The organism is Trichocoleus sp. Lan (genome assembly GCF_039961855.1).
GTDB lineage: Bacteria > Cyanobacteriota > Cyanobacteriia > Cyanobacteriales > FACHB-T130 > FACHB-T130.
Map to the genome: position 1 here is coordinate 60,581 of NZ_JAMPKA010000024.1, position 22,425 is coordinate 83,005.

Genomic DNA, 22,425 nt, shown 5'->3' on the forward strand with positions numbered 1-22,425 from the left:
ATGATCAACCTCTCGATCGCCTGCATATTACGGGCGATCGCGCCTAAATCTCAAACGGTGCGATCGCCTACATCGTTTGCTGATACGTCCATACAGTATCTGCATTTCCGGGGTTTGGCTAGCTATTCGTCAAAATGAGAATTGCTGAGTCTGGGGTTGAGAAAGTCGCGGAAGGCACTGTTTAGATTAGGCACGGTTTGGGCGTTGTCTGATAAAACTTAACAAAACCATAATCTTCCTTAGATTACTTGACTAATTTTTGGGTGAAAAATGTAAAGAGTGTAAAAAAACACAGTTTATATAGGAAATCCTGTAAAGCTATAAGTCGGGCTGGATAGCCGGAGGTTTTCTGGCTCTTAGCGCCTCTACTTTTTTTAGCTAAAAGCCAAACAACCCGTAGAAGATAACACGCTCCCTATCCAGACGAACGTCAAGAGCAAGCCTGTCAAGTGTAGTGCAACGGAATTTATGACAACAATTGAAACGCTGCGTGCGAAGCTACCGTTTCCTCTCAAGCGATTGGCAGACCTGGCATATAACTATTGGTGGAGTTGGACGAGCGATCGCACTTCTCTATTTCAGAACATTAATCCTGATGAATGGCACCGCTGCGGACATAACGCTGTCGCCATTCTGGAATCAGCTTCTTTAGTGCGACTCACCCAGCTCGCTCAAGACCCAGCTTACATCAAACGGGTGAATGCACTTGTCGAGCAATTTGACAGGTACATGGGCGAAAAAAATGCTTGGGCGTCTCGCGTCGCGCCGCAAATTTCCCCACAGCGACCCGTCGCCTATTTTTGTGCGGAATTTGGCATCCACGAATCCCTCCCTATCTACTCCGGCGGTTTGGGAATTTTAGCCGGAGATCACCTGAAGTCCGCCTCTGATTTAGGCGTGCCGATGGTCGCTGTAGGACTTTGTTATCGCCAAGGTTATTTCCGTCAACGGTTGAATAGTGGCGGTTGGCAGGAAGAAAACTACGTTAACAATCCCTTTGACCAGATGCCCCTGGAGTTGCTCAAAAACCAGCAAGGGGAACCCATCACCATTGAGATGGAAATCCGGCAACGGATTGTCAAAGCCCAAATTTGGCTGGCGCGAGTCGGTCGCGTCAATCTTTACCTACTAGATACCGACCGACACGACAACGATCCCATTGACCGCTGGCTGACAGGGCACCTGTACGGCGGCAACCAAGAAACCCGCATCGCCCAAGAAGTCGTGCTGGGAATTGGCGGCGTTCGGGCGCTGACAGCACTGGGGATTACTCCGTCGGTGTGCCATCTGAACGAAGGTCACGCAGCATTCTGCACCCTAGAGATTGCGCGACAAGAAATTCAGCGTACCAGCAAGTCTTTCTATGATATCGAGGGATTGGTGCGCGATCGCTGCGTTTTCACCACCCACACCCCCGTTCCCGCAGGTCACGATGTCTTCTCCTCAGACCTGATGGATTCCTACTTCGCCCACTACTGGCCTACATTGGGCTTGTCGCGCGAACAGTTCCTCTCTTTAGGGGCACGCCGACTGGGCGACCCTTGGGAACCCTTCGGCATGACCGTCTTGGCTTTGCGTATGTGTCGCACTGCCAACGGCGTCAGCGAACTGCACGGTCAGGTTTCCCGCAAGATGTGGAACATTCTCTATCCCGACCGTAGCGAAGAGAAAGTGCCCATTGGTCACATTACCAATGGCGTTCATGCGCGTACCTGGACAGCACCCTTAATGGGCGACCTTTATTCCCAGTACCTGGGTGAAGATTGGTCAACCCGCATGGCTAACAAACAGATGTGGGCAAAGGTGGACGGAATTCCTGACGAGGAAATCTGGTGGCGGCACCAAGTTCTCAAAGAGTGCCTCATTGCTCATACCCGTTCTAAGGTGAAATTGGCACGAATTAGTCGCGGTGAAGAGCAATTCCGCATTGATGCCGCCGACCAGCTACTAGACCCCAAGGTGCTGACGATTGGATTTGCACGACGCTTCAGCCCTTACAAGCGGGGTGACTTGCTGCTGCGGGAAGCCGAACGCGCCTTGAGGATATTTGGAAATTCCCAACGCCCCGTGCAAATTGTCTTTGCCGGTAAAGCCCATCCCCACGACGAAGAAGGCAAGCGGATTATCCAGCGGTTGATGGATTGGTGCAAGCACCCCGATATTCTCAACCGAGTTGCTTTAGTTGAAGATTACGACATCTACACGGGTCAACATTTGGTGCAAGGTGTTGATGTCTGGTTGAACAACCCGCGTCGCCCTCTAGAAGCCTCCGGGACAAGTGGGCAAAAAGTCTGCTTCAACGGCGGCATTAATTGCAGCGTCCTCGATGGCTGGTGGTGCGAAGGCTATCAAGAAGGGCAAGATGGCAAGGGAAGCAATGGTTGGGCAATCGGTGAAGATGCCCACACCAGCGACCAGGAGTTGCAAGACCGGATTGATTCAGAATCTCTCTACCACCTACTAGAAGAGGAAATCGTTCCTCTCTACTATGACCAAGATGAGAATGGAATTCCTCATCGCTGGATTCAGATGATGAAGGCGTCGATTAAGACAAATTCGCCGCTATTCAACACTGACCGGATGATTGCGGACTACGTGACTCAGGTGTACGCGCCGGGAACTTCAGTAGGTACTGAACCAATTTTGGCAAGCGCGCTGGCGTAGCAAATTTGTAGGGGCGCGTCATTTGCCCCTACATCGGTATGAATTTACTCGATTTTGAGCTAAAAGTAGGGTGGGCAGTGCCCACCTGCTTTTTTTTGAACAGCAAAGATGCTCTAGCGAAGCGGGGCGAAGTCCAGGACGCAAAGGAAGACAGTGCAAGATGAATCGGGTTTGGCAAGCTGATTTTTATCGGCGTCCTCTCAAAGATGAAAAAGGGCAGGTGTTGTGGGAGTTGTTGCTTTGCGACGCTACACGCAGCTTTCGTTATGACGCTTTTTGTCCTCAATCTGAAGCGAATGCTAGTTGGTTGGTTTCTCAGTTACAGAAGGCAGCGGGTGGAAATCTGCCGAATCTCATCCAAGTATTTCGTCCCCAGTCGTTGAGTTTGATTCAGGCAGCGGCGCAACAACTGGGTATTCAGGTGGAAGCGACTCGGCGCACTGGGGCGCTGAAGGAATATTTGCAAGAAAAGGCGCAACAATACCCCAATCTCGATAACTATACTTACACTGGCGAACTCCCATCTCTTGACAAACCGCCGCCAGTCCCATTGCCAGAAAACCTTTGGGGAGAACAATGGCGATTTGCCACACTTCCTGCGGTTGCTGTGGTGGAAGCTTTTGCAGAACGTCCAATTCCGATTCTGGAGATGCCAGAATTTCTCTTGCCGATCAATCTGGGTTTAGCGTCTACGGTGCCAGTCCCCGGTGTGGTAATTTACGGTGGGCGGCAATCGATGCGTTTGGCGCGTTGGCTACAAGAGGCGCGTCCCGTGTCTCTCAATTACATTGCGGGTGCGCCGGATGGGTTGGTATTAGAAGCGGGATTGGTTGACCGCTGGATTGTTGCTACTTTTGAGGATAAAGAAGTCACGGCGGCAGCTCAAGCTTATCAACAGCGCCAGCAGCAGAGTCGGGGATTGCACTTTTTGCTGGTGCAACCAGATGAGTCGGGGATAACTTATAGCGGCTTTTGGCTGCTGCGAGGAGAGGATTGAGGTTCTTTCTCTACCCAAAGATAGATTAAAAGCAGATTGATGCGATCGCAATCAGTAAGCTCAACCCAGATTGAAGATGCAAGAGCGGTAGAAATTCATCGCATCTTATCCCAATTAAGCACTATCGCAATCCTGCTAACGAGTGATTAAATCCTATGTTCTCTATCACAAGTTATATGTGGCATCAATCAATGTCTACCACAGAATCTTAGTGAGATAATAAAGGTGTGAGGAAGAAAACGGAACAACCTTTTTGATAAAGGGGGAGTATTATGAAACTCAAGCTATTCGCGACACTAACATTACTCGCTCCACTATTTTTAACTATGCCAGTGAAAGCGGAGAATCCGCTACACGTAAAACAGCTATTGTCAACGAGGGAATGTGTTCGCTGCGATTTATCAGGAGCCGATCTCAGTGGCGCACATTTGATTGGTGCGGACTTGAGAGAAGCCAATTTGCAAGGCGCTAACCTGACGAATGCGAACCTCGAAGGTGCCGATCTGACGAAGGCAAACTTGACAGCAGCTAATTTAACATCAGCTTTTGTAACGAATGCCAATTTTCAGGAAGCCAATCTCAACGCCGTAAATTTTACGAACGCTAAAATTTATGACGCTAATGTGTATGGGGCATCAATGGATGACCTGACTCTTACCGATGCTGAAATATTTAACACCGGAATCGGTATTGGCGGGGAAGATGCCGATATTCCTCGTTGGGACTAAATGGCGCTAATTAGCGCTTAGGATTTTACGGAGAATCAGGGAAGTCTAATAGATTTAAAACGAGCGGCTTCCCTATTTTCGCCATCAATTAAATTTATCTTCTGAGTATCTATTAATATCAGTATTTGAGTACCCAACCCTTGAGAGGTTTAACCACCTCCGGTGTCGCTCCAGGTTGTGATGTTACTCTTTGAGAGATTTAAACCCAGTTACCTTGTCTTCGCACCGCCTGGACACGAGCGCTTCTATTGAGTTTAGCGATCGCTTGTGATTTAGTGCTGGAACTTTTTTGGATATTGAGATTATTAGCGTTAATAAATGAACAGACGCCTTGGTTTTGTGCAAAGGCTCAAGCTTATATGAACAGCGCCAGCAGCAGGGTCAGGATTGCATTTTTTACTTGTGTAACCTGATTGATGGTGGGATGACTTAGAGCGGCTTTTGGCTGTTTTGAGGGGAAGATGGAAACTCCGAAGCCTTCCAAGACTAAGATTTCAAACAACTTTAAAGAGATTCTGCAATCTCTGGTTAGAGTTTTGGTTCGCCGATGGCTCATCTCATCAGTGCGCTCATCAGGGCGATCGCAAAATCCATAAAAAACTAATTCTCTCGGGGAAAAGTAGTATGCATCACACTTTGGATAGATGTACAAACTATATATTAGTGCCGAGTTAGTTTTTATTTAGGTGCATCAGTGAGTGATATTCTGCGCGATCGTCGAGTGTTAGTAACCGGAGCTTCCGGTTTTATGGGTTCTTGGTTGACTGAGTGCTTATTAGAGCAGGGCGCGACGGTGACGACGATACTGGCTGACTGGAACCCAGACAGTCATTTTGTGCGTAGTGGAATCGTTCATCGTGTCAACAATGTTGTTGGGTCAATCGAGGATTACGATTTACTTGAAAAGGTAATTGGCGATCGCGGCATTGATACGGTGTTTCACTTAGCAGCAGTGTCGGTAGAAGGTTTGGCGTTTGAGAAACCTCGACTGGCATTTGAGATAAATATTCGTGGCACATACAACATTTTGGAAGCCTGTCGCGTCCGTTCAGATTTGGTGCGGCGGGTAATCGTGGCATCGAGTGACAAAGCCTACGGTGATAGTCCCGTCTTACCCTATACAGAAGATATGCCAACGCTGGGCAGACATCCTTACGATGTCTCTAAAAGCTGCGCTGACCTAATTGCTAGAAGCTACTATCACAGCTACGGGTTGCCTGTGGCTGTAGGGCGATTTGGTAATATTTACGGCGGTGGAGATTTAAACTGGAGCCGACTGATCCCAAATACGATCCGACGGCTACTGAGTAATGAAAGTCCTCTGGTTCGTATGCCCGATAAAGGTAATTTTATGCGGGACTTTTTATATGTCAAAGATGCAGCCTATGCCTATATGGCAATGTTTGAAGGGCTAGCTCGTCCAGAAGTTCATGGAGAGGCTTTCAACTTCGCAATGGGTGGTAGTTGGACGGTGCTAGAAGTCGTGCAAAAGCTCCAGCAACTGATGAATTGCGAACACATAGAGCCGGTAATTATGAATCAAAGCCACGGGGAAATTTGGCACCAGCAGGTATCGGCAGAAAAGGCGCAAAAAATGCTTGGGTGGAGTCCCCGATATTCTTTTGATAAAGGACTAGCTGAAACAATTGAGTGGTATCTGGAGTATTTATCACCTTCAATGGTGGGCAATATTCCATCTTCAGTAGTATTAAGTGTCTAGTTGATCGGAAGTATTTTTACCCTACCTTCTGACCAGACTTCTAAGTCTGGTCAGAAACTTCCTTGGAGAAAAATGTTTAAACGTCTCGACCAAAATTTAATAGATACAGTTGCTCAACAGGCATCCAGTAGCGATCGCTTACGACAAAGCTACAACTTCCACACCTTAGAAGAAAAAGTTCAGCGATCGCTTATTTGTCTGCATCCAGGGACTTATGTGCGTCCCCATCGCCATAAACGGGCAATCGGTCACAATGGATTCGAGCTGTGCCTGATTTTGCAGGGATCCGTAGGAATGCTTTTATTTAACGATCAAGGCGCAATTATTCACCAAGAACAGATTAGTGCCGATGGAACAACTTCTGGTATTGAATTCCTCGAAGGAACTTATCATACACTGATCGCTTTAGTACCAAATACTGTAATTTTTGAAGTTAAAGAAGGGCCTTACGATTCCACTACTGATAAAGAATTTCTTTCATGTTTCCCTCTGGAAGGAACGATAGCGGCTGAGAAACTGGTGCAAACCTGGCATAGTTACTTTGTTAGCCCAATATAATTCGCTCCATGCCACGCCTGTCTTGTGATGGTTTTGGATTTAATAGGACTACAGTGCTATTTGTCCTCTATAACTCTCTGTTTTGAGCGATCGCTATTGTTTAAGCATGGATTCTTGGCTTTTGTTGATTAATTGATTGCTTGGAAGTCTCCAATCAATCAATCGAGCGCGATCGCCGATACCTGCCCAGTTTCTCGCGCTTCATATTTGTCAAGCTTTTTGCCCTTCTCTAGCCATCGAACTCACGTTAAGTTAGTATCTGGGTAATCTGTAGTTTTTTGTGGATAAAGGCAAATTCATGCTTCAAGACATTACTACTGAGATTGCTTATTTCGACTCACTTCCATATTTAGCCACAGTCTTAGGCGTTACTAGCATAGCGGGAATAATTGGGTGGCGCTGGTGGAAACAAAATAATACTTACAAATCGCTGCGATCGCTCCCTTCACCTCCTCAACACTGGCTGTTAGGAAATCTTCCTCAACTATTAGCAGCAGTGAAACAGAAGAAATTATTCCAGCAAATGTTTGATTGGAGTCAAGAGCTAGGCCCAATGTATGTTATATGGAAGGTCAATCAGCCTGCTGTTATTTTAAGTAAAGCAAAAGTTATCGAAGATACCATTGTCAATGGGATGAAAGATGGTACCTTAATCAGATCAGAGCAATTACGCAAAGCTTGGAACGATGTCAGTGGCCCGATTCTATTAGGAGAAACTGGAGCTGAGTGGCAGTGGCGACGCAAAGCTTGGAATCCCGAATTCAGTTCTAGCAGCCTCACGAAATATGCAGAAATTATTAGCGAAGCTTGCGAACAAGTAATTGCAACATTGAAGGAAGCACCACCACCAAAAGAAGTTCAGGTAGATCCTCTGTTTGTAGAACTTACAATGAGAGTGATTTCTTGTCTCGTACTGGGCATTCCTGTGGATAGAAAGATCGCGAGTCCTGAAGGGCCACCCCTGGAAGTTTCCAAGCTGTACGAAGCAATGTCTGTTGTAGGCTATCGGTTCCTACGACAAGCTACTGGCGAGAAGATATGGATGAAATATTTGCCCTCTAAAAATTCACAAGATTATTGGGCAGCAAGGCGATATTTAGAGGAATTTTTAACGCCCCGTGTAGACTTAGCTTTACGATTCAGAGAACAAAACAAGACCGATTTACCACAGGTAAGTTCTTGGTTCTCCGAATCAATGTTAGTCAAAATCGCTGCCAAAGAACCAAAATACAATCGCGACACATTAATAGCAGAATGTGTTGAACTCTTAATCGCTGGTACTGATACAACAGCCCATACTTTATCCTTTGCAGTAGGAGAGTTGAGCTTCAATCAAAGGGTTTTTCAGCAAGCACGAGACATCGTTGACCAAGTTTGGCAAAGCAAAGGCTTGATAAATACCGAAAGCCTCAAGGAATTGGCTTATATTAGCGCAATTATTAAGGAGACCTTGCGCCTTTATTCAGTAGCCTCAGGCTCGACTTCATTGGAGGCTCAACGCGACACCCTCATTGATGGTAAAGCGATTCCTCGCGGTACAAGAATAGCTTGGTCAATGCTTGCTGCGGGAAGAGATCCAGAAGTCTATGCTAATCCAGAGGAATTTCTGCCGGAACGTTGGTTAGATAAGAGTAAGGAAAATAGTTCGCTGCCAATGATAGACTTTGGCTCAGGACCTCATCGTTGCTTGGGGGAGCATTTATCAATGCTGGAAGGAACGATGATGCTAGCATTATTGCTCCGCAACTTCGACTGGGAGTTAGTCAAGGGTCGTTCTTCTCTAGAACAATTACAGCAAAACCTGTTAATTTATCCGTCTGATAAAATGCCAGTGCGCTTTAAATTGAGAAATTCGCTTCCACAACAAAAACCTATATCCAAGGTTTGAATTAAACTATTTCCAGTAGAGCGAAAAGTTTTGCCAACGCTAAAGAATAGTAGTGTATGGAGTAGTGCTAAAAAATTAATGCATCATTACTTTTTTAGCACTACCCAATATTGGCTTAATTCAATGGAACGGAGAATTAAGTGGTATTTTTTATGTCCGCCACCGATCGAATTGATCTTCAGAGCATCCATTGATGTAAGTATTGAGTACCCAACCCTTCAGAGGTTTAACCACCTCCGGAGTCACTCCGGGTTGTGAGGTTACTCTTCCAGAGATTTGAACCCAGCTACCCTGTTTTCGCACTGCCCGAACCGTATCGCCTCTATTGAGTTTGGCGACTATATTGGATTGAGTATTGGGTAGACTACGGATATTGACGTTATTTCCATTAATAAATGAACATACGCCTTGGTTTTGTGCAGGTCTCGATTGAGCCTGTAAAATTGGTGTAGCTGCATTTGCCTTTGTTTGGGCGATTAGCTGCAAGCCAGTGGTATAGAAACATAGCAGTGCGATCGCTGTCAGAGAGTTTCTCGAATTGCTCATCTTTATGGATTAAGTGCATCTGCACTGATGTAAATTCAGTCTCACCTTAACTGACTTACTTCCAAATAATATATTTTTTGATATTTATTTAAATTGTTAAAAGGCTATCAATCCCTCAAGCTTGCTACTTTAAGCGAGCTGACATAAATAAAGTTAAAAGTCAACTCTTCTTAATTAATCCACTACTTTTAGCAATCCCTGCTTCAGTGCATCAAACACGCGATTAATTAGCAGGTGTTCTGCTTCACTTAGGGTTTCCTGCGATAGGAATGTTGACATCAATAGACGTTGATCGGTACGAGAAATTTGGCGAAAGACAAAGATTCGCTCAACAATTTGTTGAACGGAGATTGTGGGTAAACTAGCTGAAGCTGGCATAGTTCTCTAGCAACTTTATGTAATACTGCTGCGAATCCCGCAGAACGAGATTCTGAGGACATATAAAAATATTGTAATATTTCTTTACAATCCTGCGCGATCGCCATCTTCAAGAGAATGTAACAATTCCTTCATGATTTGGTGATTCTCATCATTGACAAATCAGATTGCCTATCCAAACACTCCCTAATTTCCCGTAAAATAGCTTGGCGTTGTAGCAAGAAGGCAAAAAAATGACTCAGGCTCGGATTGGGATTATCGGTGGCAGCGGTCTCTACAAGATGGAGGCGCTCAAAGATGTAGAAGAGATGCAAATCTCCACGCCTTTTGGCTTCCCCTCTGATGCTTTGATATTGGGAACTTTGGAAGGAACGCGAGTGGCTTTTCTGGCACGTCACGGTCGCAATCACACGCTGTTGCCTTCTGAGTTGCCGTTTCGAGCCAACATCTACGCCATGAAGCAGCTAGGCGTCGAGTACCTGATCTCTGCATCGGCGGTGGGTTCTCTCAAAGAAGAAGCGAAACCTTTAGATATGGTAGTGCCGGATCAATTTATTGACCGCACCAAGAATCGAGTTTCTACCTTTTTTGGGGAAGGGATTGTGGCTCATATTGGGTTTGCCGATCCCGTGTGCAATCAATTGGCTGGAGTTGTAGCAGATGCGATCGCATCTTTAAACTTACCCGATGTCACGCTCCATCGCGGTGGTACTTATGTTTGTATGGAAGGACCCGCATTTTCTACAAAAGCTGAATCGCATCTTTATCGCAGTTGGGGTGCCACAATCATTGGCATGACTAATTTACCAGAGGCGAAGTTAGCCAGAGAAGCAGAAATTGCTTATGCAACCTTAGCATTAGTAACCGATTATGATTGTTGGCACCCCGATCACGACAGCGTAACGGTAGAAATGGTGATTGCCAATCTGCAACGCAATGCAACCAATGCTCAAAAAGTAATTCAAGAAACTGTTCGGCGTCTGAGTGAAAATCCGCCAGTTTCTGATGCTCACTCGGCTTTAAAATATGCAATCCTCACGCGACTAGAGAACGTTCCGGCAGCAACGAAGGAGAAAATGGAGTTGCTGTTGAAGAAGTATTTGTAGTCAGCGGGTTTTTCATGCATTAACTTTCTACCAAGGACTCCCAATCATTGTGAAAGCTGACCAGAAATAAGGATGCTTTAGGTCTTTATCTCCGATTGATGCAAGAGAGGAAGGTAGAGGCATATTGCCATCAGAAGTATGCAGTTGTCCCCCTTCTAGCCGCACCTTTCCCTTTAACATTGCTAGCTGTGCCTGTCGCAAAGCTTCCGCCTTAATAGGGGCTTTTTTCAATTCTTTGTAGAAATCTGTCATCAGCCCCAATGTGCCTTCATCGCTGACGTACCAAAGACTTGCCAGCGCTGACTTCACGCCTGCTTGCACCGCAAACCCGGCAAAGCCCAACTCGGCTTCTTCATTTCCCAGTGCTGAACGACAGGCACTCAGCACTAATAATTCTACCGCTGGTTTATTCCAGCCCAACTGACGCACTTGATCCAATCTCAATTGGGTGTCCCACAGCTGAATATAGGAGTTACCGAGTGCCCCTGACTTAAATTCTGCATGAGTTGCGAGGTGGATAATTTCGTAGGGCGTGGAAGTGCGTTGTGCTTTTAAATTCTTGAGGGTGAAAGCTTCGTTGAGGAAGGATTTACCTTGCCATAGCTTAGAAGTAATCATCGACAATTCTATCGGCACAGCAGGCAATGGATTTTGCGTTTTGTTGGTAAAGCGGTCGGCACCCATTGCCAAGACTTTAGCGTTTTTAATGTTAGCGTAGCGGGTATCGGTAAGGCTGAGGCTAGGCATGAGACCGATGCTATATTTCTCGATTAAAAACTGTTGACCATCGTGGAGGGCGGCGATAGGAAGCGATCGCAAGCCTGCATCCATAATGAAGACTAAATTCTGGATACCTTGGGCTTCTAACTCGTCCTTGATAGGTGCAATTAGCCACTGATACAGTTGTTCTGCGGGGGCACGATAGTCGTCATTCAGTTTATTTTTATTGGTAATGGTGTTCCGCAACTTTCCAGCGGCTTTCAGGATTTGCGATCGCTTACTGCCTGCTACGCGCACCCGTTTGCTTTTTCCCTCTGCTGTTACCAGAATTAGCTCTAGTCGCTCATCGTCTTTGTTAATTTGACTTTTCTGGCTGCTAGAAACTTGATCGGGCGCAAAGACTGCATAAACAAATGCTGATTTGATGCTCGTCTGCTTTTCGATTTGGTTCAGTAAGTTGGCGGCTTCTTTCGGATTGGTGATATTCCCCATTTGCCCCAGATGTTGGTCAAATTTAGAGGTAATCGTGCCATCTAGGTCGCTCGTCGTATCAATGGTTACGTCAGAGACGCTAGCAGGCGTATTTAGGGGCATCGCGCCGAAGTAGGGAAGCAGGTTGTCTCCCGGACGGCGGGGAGTAATTTGAATATTGCCTTGGCGGTAAGGGCCAGGAAATTCTTTGGATGGCAAAATCGTACTGAGGAACCCAGTTCCGGTGGTGAGAGCGCCAGCCGTACCGTTTTCTGTAGCATCTCCTACCACGAAGGGAGTAAAGGAGGAACCGCCTCCGTGGGAAATCAGAATCGCGCCGTCCCCAGCGCCTCCAATTGTAGAAATGCTGGTTGCAAATGGGTTTTTGGAATCGGTGAAGGTGCCTGTAGCGCGGAAAAACCGATCGGTTGTAATTTTAACAACGCCTCCGAAGGCGCTTCCTCCACTTTGGGCATTGATGGAGACAACTTGAATGTCATCAATTGGCTTTTTATTGAGTTCAATCAGCGGGTTTGCCAAGGTGACATTGCCACCTTTACCGAAGCTGGAACTAGAGTCGATAACTCCAGCAGTGATGATGCCTTGAGCGGAAACTTCAATATCCCCACCGCCTGCTGTTCCTTGGGAGAGCAAATTGCCGCTTTGAATGGCTGCTGCATCGCTTAGGAGAGCGTGAAGCGGAGCTATCGCCGTTAGGCGAATCGCGCCGCCGGTGCCATTGGTAGAAGATGTGTCAATATTTGCCGTGGTGATGCTACCTGGAGCCGCAACGGTGACTGCACCCCCGCCGGTTGTACCTTTGGAGGTCACATTTGCAGCGGTAATGGCTCCTTTTTGGCTGGTAAGTGCGATCGCTCCCCCGGTGCCTTTTTCGGAAGCAGAATCAATATTGGCAGCAGTGATATTGTCTTGAGCGGAGACGGTGATGGGAGAACCGGAAGTTTTCACATTTCCCGTCTGTACGGCTGCGTTTTGGCTGGTAAGCGCGATCGCATTTCCAGCACCTTTAGTCGCTGTTGCGTCTAGATCCAGAGTCGTGATGCTGTCATTGGCGATAACTGTAATTCCCCCAGCATCCGTATCGCCTTTGGATATTAAACTTCCCGTTTGTATCGCGCCTTGTTTGCTGTTGAGAGCGATCGCACCGCCAGCACCCGTTGCAGAAGACGAGTCCAAGGCTGCGGTTTTAATGGCTCCCGTGTCGCTGGTAAGGCTAATTCCCCCACCCTTAGAGGTGATATTGTTGGTGGTGATTTCTTGATTGGCGGTGAGATTAACCTTGCCACCGGATGAATCTAAAGTGCCGTTACTAGCGATCGCACCAGAGCTACTATTTAGAGCAATTTCCCCACCTTTAGAAGTGATATTCGCTGCGGTGACGCCAGTCTTACCATTTAGATTAACGTTGCCACCGGAGGAATCGAGGGTGCCATTACTAGCGATCGCGCCAGAGCTACTATTCAGGCTAATTTCCCCACCTTTGGAAGTAATATTAGCTGCGGTGACGCCTTGATTGGCAGTGAGATTAACCTTGCCACCAGATGAATCTAAAGTGCCATTACTCGCGATCGCACCAGAGCTACTATTGAGAGCAATTTCCCCACCTTTGGAAGTAATATTGGCTGCGGTAACGCCTTGATTGGCGGTGAGATTAACCTTGCCGCCAGATGAATCTAAAGTGCCATTACTCGCGATCGCACCAGAGCTACTATTGAGGCTAATTTCCCCACCCTTGGAAGTGATATTGCTAGCGGTGACGCCTTGATTGGCGGTGAGATTTACCTTACCGCCGGATGAATCTAAAGTGCCATTACTAGCGATCGCACCAGAGCTACTATTGAGGCTAATTTCCCCACCTTTGGAAGTGATATTGCTAGCGCTGACTCCGCCATTCCCATTTAGATTTACCTTGCCACCATTGGTGTTGAGACTGCCTCCCGCCTGAATATTATTGGCGGTAATATTTACACCAGCTGGCTTAGTTGTCGTAATGTCACCTGCCAGCGTCGTAGTGCTACCAGATAACTGCGTCAGACTGTCTGCAACAATCGTCGAAATGGCGGTCACATCGGTAGCATTCTCAATTAAGATTGCGCCTAACCCTTTACCATCTCCCGCACCCACCGTTTTGCCGAAGAAGATGTTGCCGGTGCCTGCGATCATCTTTAGGTCGTTGTATTCGCCCTTTTCGCTATCCAGGGTGCCATTGAAAGAAATGTTACCCGCACCCAAGAAACCTGTATTGAGGAAAGTATCATCCGTCAGAGTGACATCACCATTAAAAATGATGTTGCCATCCAAAGTCGTGATGATGCCTGATAAGAGTGTCTGCTTGGCGTTGACAGTCAATTGTTGGTATACATCGGCGCTGTTGCCTTTTAAGGTTGCATTCTCGCCACCAATAATCACAACACCCAAGTCATTATTGATAGTCAAATACTCCAGGAGATTCGGACTACCGACGTTCCCTTTAAAAATCGCTTGACCTGCACCCGGATTGAGCGTCAGCCCCTGCTTGCTATCGGCTTGAGCGCTAACATTGCCTTCAAAGATGATGTTACCACCGCCGCTTGCAAGTGCAATATCGGTCTGAAGCTCCACAGTTTTGCCGAGTTGACCGAGGGTAATGTCTTGCCCCTGGGTGGAAATGTTTGCCCACAATTTGGTTGTTGCACCGTTGAGAGCGATCGCAGCATCATCCGCTCCCTGAATTGTCCCGTTGACGTTAATCGTGCCATTCGGAGACTGAATTTTCACCGGATCGTTGAAGGTGACAGCATTGACATCAATCGTCCCAGTTCCGCTGTCACTACCAATGATGATGGGCTTAAAGCCACCCAAGGCATTAATATCTTTTTGGGTGATATCCAGCGCCGGTGTTTCTTCAAATCCGCCAATTGCGATCGCTTGATTGGGTTTTGCAGGCTGAAGCTGAACGGTACCGCCGCCAACGATTGTATTGTCTCCCCCGTCAAAGTTAATTTCAGCAGCCGTCAAATTGAGATTTCCGGTCAGATTGGCAGTGCTTTTAAATGCGACCAATGCTGCATTACTCACAGTCAAATTGCTGAGTGCAGCGCTTTTTCCCACCCAATTATTAAAGATAACGTTGCCAGTACCTGCTGCTAGATTCAGGTTCTGAGTTCCATTGACAGTATTGCTAAAGCTGATATCGCCTACTCCCGCACCCGTGTTGAGAGAGACTGCGCCGGTTAGGTTCACCGCACCGCTGAAGCTGATAGTGTCGTTGGTGGTAGTAATATCTCCAGCGGTAATGACTCCTCCCGTGCCACCTTGACTGAAGGCTCCATCGAGGTTCATATCTGCGGCAGCATCAATTGTCAGCGTTCCAGTATTGTTGATACTGACGCCACCACTATTTGTCGTGGTAACTGGGCTTTTGAAAACAAAGTTGTTGCCGTTTAAGTGAATGCCGTTGGCGCTATTCGTATTCAGTGCGCCGTTGAATGTGGTAGTGCCACTCCCTGCACTTTGGGTAATGCTATCGGCTGTAATTGCTGCTGCTTGTACGTTTTGGGCACTGTTAATGGTTACAGAACCGAGTTTGTTGCTACCCCCGACCGCATCTGTAAAATTGATGTTACCAGTACCGGCAGTCAAAGTTAGGTCGTGATTGCCATTCAAGGTGTTGCCAAAGCTAATATCGCCTGCACTCGTTTCCAGGGAGATAGAACCTGTAAGATTTACTCCTTGGTTAAATTGAATGCTGCTAGCGGTGATATTGCCTGCTATGGAAACGCTACCCGTGCCATTTTGCACAAAAGCTCCGCTTAAGTCCATCTTTGTACCCGAAGCAATCTTCAGCACATCGCTATTGGTGAGGGTAAGATTGCCTCCATCTGTGGTATCAATGCCTGAATTAAGAGTCGTTGCACCGCCGATGAGATGAATCGATGCATTACTGGTAATTCCCGGCGATGTTCCCTGCACCGTCAGCGTCCCTTTGCCAGCTTGAATCGTTACAGCATCTTTGAAGGTTGCCGAATCTACAACGATGTTTTGGCCTTTGCTAGCATTCCCAATGGTGATGCTGCTAAATCCGTCTTTTAACGCTGCCAAATCGGTATCGTTGATATTTAGATGGGAAGCATCTTGATCGAACCCAATTGCGATCGCTTTCCCCACCGTTGCTGTCTGAAGTGTCAGATTTCCCGTGCCAGCAACCGAATCCGTTCCACCCAAAAAGTCAATTTCATCCCCCTTTAGGATGATATCCCCGGTCAACAGGACATTATTCCCATAGCTTTGACTATTAGCAGTGGTCACATTACCGTTGAGCTTGGTTGTCCCACCAACTCCAGTGGTAGCTAGGCTAGCAGTATTGACAGTGCTGTTGAAGGTGATATCACCGATACCAGCGTTCACAGTTAAATTTTTCTGACCATCAACTGTACTGTTGAAACCGATCGCGCCATTGCTACCGCTAGTATCAAAATTAACATCACCGCTTAAGTTAACGCCTTGGTGAAATTCAATGCTGCTGGCGGTAATATCCCCACCCGTGACAACATTACCCGTGCCATTCTGGACAAACTTTCCTGCCAAATTCATGTCGGCAACAGAGGCAATGGTCAGCAAATCGCTGTTGGTAATCGTGACACCGCCACCCGTAGTATTGATGGCACCATTGAGGTTAAAAATATTACCAGTTAGCTGAATGTCGCTGGCAGTTATCGCACTATAAGTCCCGCTGCCAGCTTTTTGAGTGAGGTTAGCGGCGTTGATGGCAGCACTGGCGTTGACATTGCCGCTGTCAATCGTCAGGTTGCCTAAAGAGGTAACGGTGCCAAGGTTATTCTTGAAGTTAATACTGCCGCTACCTGCGTTCAGGGTGAGATTGTGATTGCCATCAATTGTGCTGTTGAATGCGATCGCGCCATTACTGCCACTGGTGTTAAAAGAGACCTTTTCAGTTAAACTAACGCCCTGGCCAAACTGAATGCTGCTTGCGGTAATATCCCCACCCGTAGACACTTTACCCACGCCATTCTGCACAAATAATTTTCCCGCCAAGTTTATGTCTGCGTCGGCAGTAATTGTCAACAGATTGCCACTGTTAATAGTTAGGTTGTCCAGTGCTGTGTTACTACCCACAGCGTTATTAAAGGTAATGTTGCCACTCCCAGCATTTACTTCCAGGTTTTGCGTTCCATCAATTTTGCTATTGAAAGCGATCGCGCTGTTAGTAGACTTAAGGATGACATCTCCACCTGAAAGCGTCACTTTGTCGGTTGCGGCATCTCCAAAGGAAACGCCATCCTCGGCACTGAAGGTGAGACCATCTAAGGTGACGTTGCCATTCAGTGTGGTGGCTGTGTCACCATCGTTTAGGTTGACATTGCTTTTGAAAATGACATCGCCAGTAGCCGTAATACCGGAGTTAGCGGTGAGGGTGCTGTTAAAGGTAGTTTTACTACTGGTAATAGCAATAGCGGCTCCGGTGCCTATGCCAATTGCAGCAGTCTTACCCACATCGGTTTTGAAGGCGATGCTTCCAGCACCGTTGGTTGCTAAGCTCAGGTTTTGCGCTCCATCAACTAACCCATTGAATTCCAGATTGCCGTTGTTGGCTGTGGTGCTAATGGAAACTGGGCCTTTTTTTAGGGTAATTTTATGGGTCGTCTGATTGCCAAAAGTGACGTTACGACCGGCCTCAAAACTTACTCCATCCAGAGTGACGTCGCCGTTGAGGGTAGTCTCTGTATCTCCGGCTGCAATCTTGACATTGCCAGAGAACTCCACAGAGCCAGTGGCACTGATTCCGGAGTTAGTTAATAGCTGGTTGGAAAAAGTGGTTGATCCGGTAGAGAGGAGGGTGATGGCAGACCCAGTTCCATTTCCCAGGGGGGTTATTAACCCGACGCCTTCCTGGAAGGTTGTTGTCCCAGTACCAGCATTGACGGTTAGATTATTCGCCCCATCGACAGTGCCAAGGAAGTTAATGTTGCCACCTTCAGGAGACCGGACGGAGAGCGAGTCTTTTAAGGCGATCGCATTGACGTTAATGGAGCCTTTGCCATTATTCCGTCCGATAGTGATGGAGCTAAAGCCATCTTTTAATACACTAAGGTCTGTCGCTGTCAGATCCAAAATATCCGTTACGGGTGTCAATCCTGTCTCGCTATCAGACATCCCGCCAATCGCAATCTGTTTGCTAGGTGTCTTTGGCTGAAGTACAACGGTATTGGTGCCAGTTATTGAATCGGCTCCCCCGGTTAAGTTAATCTCATCCGCTGTTAGAGTCAGTGCGTGGCTGCCTGCGGTCAGGAGTTTAGAGAAGGTCAGGGAACCAGTTTTGACATTAAACTCTGTATTACCACTAAGGTTTACATTGCTGTTAAAAGTCAGAGCGTTGACAGTGTAGATGTTACCAGTTACGTTGACAACATCTGCGGCGCTAACGATCAAGCTGTTGAGCGGGTTTGATTCGTTGCCAACTCCGTTAAACTGAATCGCACCCGCACTGCTAGCATCAAGTGTTAACTTTTGGTCCCCATTAACGGTCTTCTTAAAGGTGATATTGCCCCCATTGGAAGAAAGCGAGACATCTGCACCAAGCACGACATCTTTATTAAAGGTGATGTCCCCGCTTGCAGTGGTGATGTCTTGCTTCAGCGTAGTTGTTGCAGCGTCGAGCGTGATTGAAGCGTTATCTAACCCTGTAATCTTCCCATTCACTGCAATTGAGCCTGAAGGAGCTTTGATAGTCACGGGGTCTTGGAAGGTGACACCATCAGAATCAATTGCGATCGCTCCACTCCCGTTGTTTCGACCAATCGTAATTTTACTAAAGCCATCTTTCAATGCAGCCAAGTCTGTCGCTGTTAGATCCAAAACATTTCCCATACCAGCATTACCACCGATGGCGATCGCTTGAGTGGTTGTTGTTGGTTGAAGCGTGAGTTTGCCGACTCCGCTAACTGAATTATTGCCGCCGTTAAAGTTAATCTCATCGGCTGTCAGTGCCACATCCCCTTTTATATCGACCTGACTGGAGAAGCTGATGTTGCTGCTACTGGTTGTGGTGACGTTACCGTTGAGCGTGACCTTGTTAGCACTAACGACAGTGAGGTTGCCGATTGGCTTGCTGTTACCCACAGCACCACCGAACTCAATGCTGCCATCAGTTCCAGCTTCCAGATTCAGAGTTTGACCGCCTGCTGGATTTATGCCATTCAGTGTGCCAGTGATTGTGATGTTACCGTTGCCAGTTGTCCCTGTAGTTTTGAAGGTGACATTGTCATTCAGCAACACATTGCCAGTGAGGATGATATCTTTCCCGGCACCAGTAATAGTAGAGGAATTGATGTTATTTACCGCAATGTTGCCACTGGCAGTCAGCGCGATCGCTCCTCCGTCGCCAATTTTAGAGCTAGAATCCAAACTTCCATTTGTCTTAATTGCTCCCCCCGTACTCTTGAGGGTGATCTCACCCCCATTACCCGTAACAGAAGCACTGGAGTTTAAGCTATTGGTAGTTATGTCGCCACTGGCAGTCAGCGCGATCGCTCCTCCGTCGCTAGTAATAGAAGAAGAGTCAAGGCTACCAGAGAGGGAAATAATACTGTCACTGGCGGCTGCGGTTCCACTTTCAATGGTTATAGAACCGCCCTTGGTGATGATTTGGGAGCCAGTACCCATACTAAATTGAGCGGCACCCGCATCTCGATGAGCGAGGTTAGCTTTTTGGTCATTAATGGTGGCGATAAAGTTGCCTCCATTTAAAGTAATTGTCTTCCCAGGGTTGATGCCAATAGAACGACCCGCCTGCAAGGTCAGCCCATTTCCCGCACTGGTACCCGTGACGTTATCATCAACCGTAATGTCATTATTTGCCCGCAAAATCACGCTAGCTGAATTAATCGCAGATGAAAGGGCACTTCCGGTGATTGTTACATTAGCGGCTGGAGATTCATCGAAGTCATTGTTATTGAGTATGTCCGTAGTTTTAGTAATGGTTCCGGTTGAGGTGATAGTAATATTCTTGGGGTCAAGGAGGAGAGTGCCCACCTGACCAAAAGGAGCCACAGTATCCACTACTCCAGCAAATTGCAAATTCTCTTTACCCGAAACTTCAACAAATCCGCCGTTTCCAGAATTAGCGCCGCCACGAGCTGTAATATTGCCGTAAAAGCGGGTTGTCTCATCTGCCCAAACAATTACCTTACCGCCGTTGCCGTTGAGGAGAGCATCTGCGGCAATCAGAGAGTCGCTACTGACGTAGGTGCGCGATGCATTTGGTAGTGTGCCCTTCCCTTGATAATCGCCGCCAATTCGCACTGTGCCGCCGCCGAGGGTGCCGGAAGCATTAATGTTGGCACCCACCAATCCCACTTTATTGCCGACAATTTGGACGGTGCCTCCGGTTTGTCCTGGGGCAGTGTTTGAGGTATTCAGGGAACCAGAAGCAATTACAGTACCTGTATCTGTGGGTATCGCCGTGCCGGAACCTGTTAAATAAACCGTGCCGTCAGCGGCGACAGTCATTTTCGTGGCTCCCACATCCCCAGCACCTGTCAACATCTGAGGTAAGGAGGCAATCGGAAGCTTCCAGTCATTCGGTTGATTGCCTGCTGCTGCTAGGGGTTGAATTTCTACACTCAGTAAACTTCCTGCCTGAGAAATGCGTACTACGCTCTCACCAGGCACTGCTGCCACCGTGATATTACCTCCCGGTGCTGACAATTGCCCGGTACTGACTACGGTGCCACCGAGTAAGGTTAAATTCTGTCCGGGGTTGACTGCCAAGTTTCCGGCATTTGCGATCGCTCCCGGCTGACTCATTGCGAAGGCAAAGCCGTTGGGCGTACCAATTAAAGCGTTATAGTCGTTGGCAGCTGTGGCGCTGAACCAATTGCTCCCAAAGCCAATACCGTTAGCAGTGGTGGCGGTGAAGGAGGCAGGCACATTTAGGCTGGCTCCTGCGCCAAAGATAATGCCTGCGGGGTTCATCAAGAACAGGTTTGAATTCCCACCCGTAACCTGGATGAGACCGTTAATTACTGAGGCATTTCCCCCATTGACGCGACCCAGGATGTTTTGAATGGATGGGTTTGAAAGGAAGTTGCCTATCTCGTTTTGATTCAGCCCAAACTGAGTGAAGCTGTGGAAGAGATTCGAGCCATTACTAGAAAGGGTGCCGCCACTAATGTCAATCTGGTTTCCATTCTGGTTAACCAGAGTATTCGTGTCATTGGGAGCCGGAATGATTGACTGTGCTGAGGTGGATGTGGCACCTACAGAACCCCCATACAACAACAGGGCTAACAGGGCACCGATTCTGCTAGTAAATACTGACATCAATCTCTTCCTTAGGGCTGATGAAAAATTTGTGGTAACTCTAAAGTCCCCCAATTTTTCTGAGTCACTCCGTAATATCACAGCTTTGATAAAGGAATTATTAATTAGATATTGAATACTTTAAAGAGTTCATAAAGATGGGTATTTTGCTTTAGGAACTTTTCATAAAGCTGGCTATTTTTGCTTTGGTTTTTATAGGCTGCTTGTTGAATTCCTTGCAACTGAAGCCTTTTTAAGATCCGCCTCAACTTTGCATTTTTTAACTTTCCACAGGTGTCAGGATTAATATTCGACCATTCAGCAGCAAACCTAATTTTTTAGACAAAGCAGGCTAGTGGTTAATCATTCTTCGTCAAAAGCAAATGTAGAACTGCAAAAATAATTATTAATATCTAAAAATACTTATGTATTTTTTAATAGTAATTTTTAGCCGAAATATACGTTGTGAATCGGCTCGGTCATTTAAGGGTGAATAGATGGAAAAATTATCAGGTAGGGTAAGCTTTTATAAATATTATTTTTTATTGCGAATTGTTCATTGATTAGCAATCTTGCCATTAGCTATCCAAAATTAGTTGCAGATGAATTGAGAAGTGGGATACATCTGTAAGGACATGGCAGTCAAAAAGTCCCTACCGAACGTTAGAGCTGCACTATATTCCACCCAACTGACAAACGCTCTAAATTTCTCAAGCAAGCGATCGCTTCGCTGAGTGCAATACTCATGATTGTTAACCTCTCCCAAACGAAAAACTTCTCCCGTTGAGTTACAGGAGAAGCTTTTCAGAAGACTTGAGTATTGACAGACTTTAGGCTTGAACCATGCCACCAGCAGCTTGAAAACGAGCGCGGGCGCGTCTGAGGGCTTGAGTTGCCTGAATTTGCTCTTGACGGGAACCACCACCCTCAACCTGATTAAGCCTCGCCTCAGCTTCGGTATAAGCAGCACGGGCTTGTTCCCGATCGATTTTGTCGCCGCGCTCGGCACCGTTAACCAGAATGGTTACTTCATTCTCATCCACTTCTGCAAAGCCACCCATGAGGGCGATGGGCACCCAATCTTTACCAGAACGGACACGCATGACACCGATATCCAGTGCGGTCAATAAAGGAGCATGACCGCTGAGGATACCGAGTTGACCTGTAGTGCTAGGCAGAATTACTTCTTCAGCACTAGAATCCCAGACAGTTCTGTCGGGAGAAACAACGCGAACAGTTAAAGCCATAATTTGTGAGTTGTCAGTTGTTAGTTGGTCATTGGTCATTGGTCATTAGTCATTAGCCAGTGAAAAAAGGCTAATGACTAA

The 22,425-nt window shown here is 47.0% G+C and carries 12 protein-coding genes; 8 read left to right on the top strand and 4 right to left on the bottom strand.

Annotated features, from left to right (window positions below; genetic code table 11):
* From NDA03_RS20410 to NDA03_RS20440, 7 genes are all read left to right on the top strand, one after another.
* Positions 1–138 (top strand): hypothetical protein, encoded by a 138-nt coding sequence (locus NDA03_RS20410; RefSeq protein ID WP_348231998.1) that lies wholly within the window; start codon positions 1–3, stop codon positions 136–138.
* A 330-nt stretch (positions 139–468) separates the two neighbouring features.
* Complete coding sequence (glgP, locus tag NDA03_RS20415) at positions 469–2,664, top strand: alpha-glucan family phosphorylase (protein WP_348238976.1); 2,196 nt, start codon at positions 469–471, stop codon at positions 2,662–2,664.
* 160 nt (positions 2,665–2,824) lie between these two features.
* On the top strand, positions 2,825–3,661 hold the full coding sequence (locus tag NDA03_RS20420) for a Tab2/Atab2 family RNA-binding protein (RefSeq protein ID WP_348238977.1): 837 nt from the start codon (positions 2,825–2,827) through the stop codon (positions 3,659–3,661).
* A 272-nt stretch (positions 3,662–3,933) separates the two neighbouring features.
* The gene (locus NDA03_RS20425; protein WP_190679280.1) at positions 3,934–4,389 is read left to right on the top strand and encodes a pentapeptide repeat-containing protein; all 456 of its coding nucleotides are present in this window, start codon (positions 3,934–3,936) and stop codon (positions 4,387–4,389) included.
* Positions 4,390–5,083: 694 nt separating this feature from the next.
* Positions 5,084–6,109, top strand: a complete 1,026-nt coding sequence (locus NDA03_RS20430) for a GDP-mannose 4,6-dehydratase (RefSeq protein ID WP_348238978.1) — start codon at positions 5,084–5,086, stop codon at positions 6,107–6,109.
* A gap of 72 nt (positions 6,110–6,181) precedes the next feature.
* The gene (locus NDA03_RS20435; RefSeq protein ID WP_348238979.1) at positions 6,182–6,667 is read left to right on the top strand and encodes a WbuC family cupin fold metalloprotein; all 486 of its coding nucleotides are present in this window, start codon (positions 6,182–6,184) and stop codon (positions 6,665–6,667) included.
* 298 nt (positions 6,668–6,965) lie between these two features.
* Positions 6,966–8,555 carry a cytochrome P450 gene (locus NDA03_RS20440; RefSeq protein WP_348238980.1) on the top strand — a complete coding sequence of 530 codons (1,590 nt, stop codon included), beginning with the start codon at positions 6,966–6,968 and terminating at the stop codon, positions 8,553–8,555.
* Positions 8,556–8,705: 150 nt separating this feature from the next.
* Here the strand turns inward: NDA03_RS20440 and NDA03_RS20445 are convergent, their stop codons facing one another.
* The gene (locus NDA03_RS20445; RefSeq protein WP_190411659.1) at positions 8,706–9,101 is read right to left on the bottom strand and encodes an SH3 domain-containing protein; all 396 of its coding nucleotides are present in this window, start codon (positions 9,099–9,101) and stop codon (positions 8,706–8,708) included.
* A gap of 174 nt (positions 9,102–9,275) precedes the next feature.
* Positions 9,276–9,479: a hypothetical protein gene (locus NDA03_RS20450; RefSeq protein WP_190430461.1), complete on the bottom strand. Its 204-nt coding sequence runs from the start codon at positions 9,477–9,479 to the stop codon at positions 9,276–9,278.
* Between the two features lie 233 nt (positions 9,480–9,712).
* Here NDA03_RS20450 and NDA03_RS20455 point away from each other — a divergent pair, with 233 nt between their 5' ends.
* Positions 9,713–10,585: an S-methyl-5'-thioadenosine phosphorylase gene (locus NDA03_RS20455; RefSeq protein ID WP_190411657.1), complete on the top strand. Its 873-nt coding sequence runs from the start codon at positions 9,713–9,715 to the stop codon at positions 10,583–10,585.
* Positions 10,586–10,612: 27 nt separating this feature from the next.
* Here NDA03_RS20455 and NDA03_RS20460 read toward each other — a convergent pair whose 3' ends face one another.
* Together NDA03_RS20460 and atpC are read right to left on the bottom strand one after the other, a co-directional pair.
* The gene (locus NDA03_RS20460) at positions 10,613–21,118 is read right to left on the bottom strand and encodes a CHAT domain-containing protein (protein ID WP_348238981.1); all 10,506 of its coding nucleotides are present in this window, start codon (positions 21,116–21,118) and stop codon (positions 10,613–10,615) included.
* A gap of 809 nt (positions 21,119–21,927) precedes the next feature.
* Positions 21,928–22,344, bottom strand: coding sequence for an ATP synthase F1 subunit epsilon (atpC, locus tag NDA03_RS20465; RefSeq protein WP_190428339.1), 417 nt, complete (start codon positions 22,342–22,344; stop codon positions 21,928–21,930).
* Between the last annotated feature and the right edge of the window lie 81 nt (positions 22,345–22,425).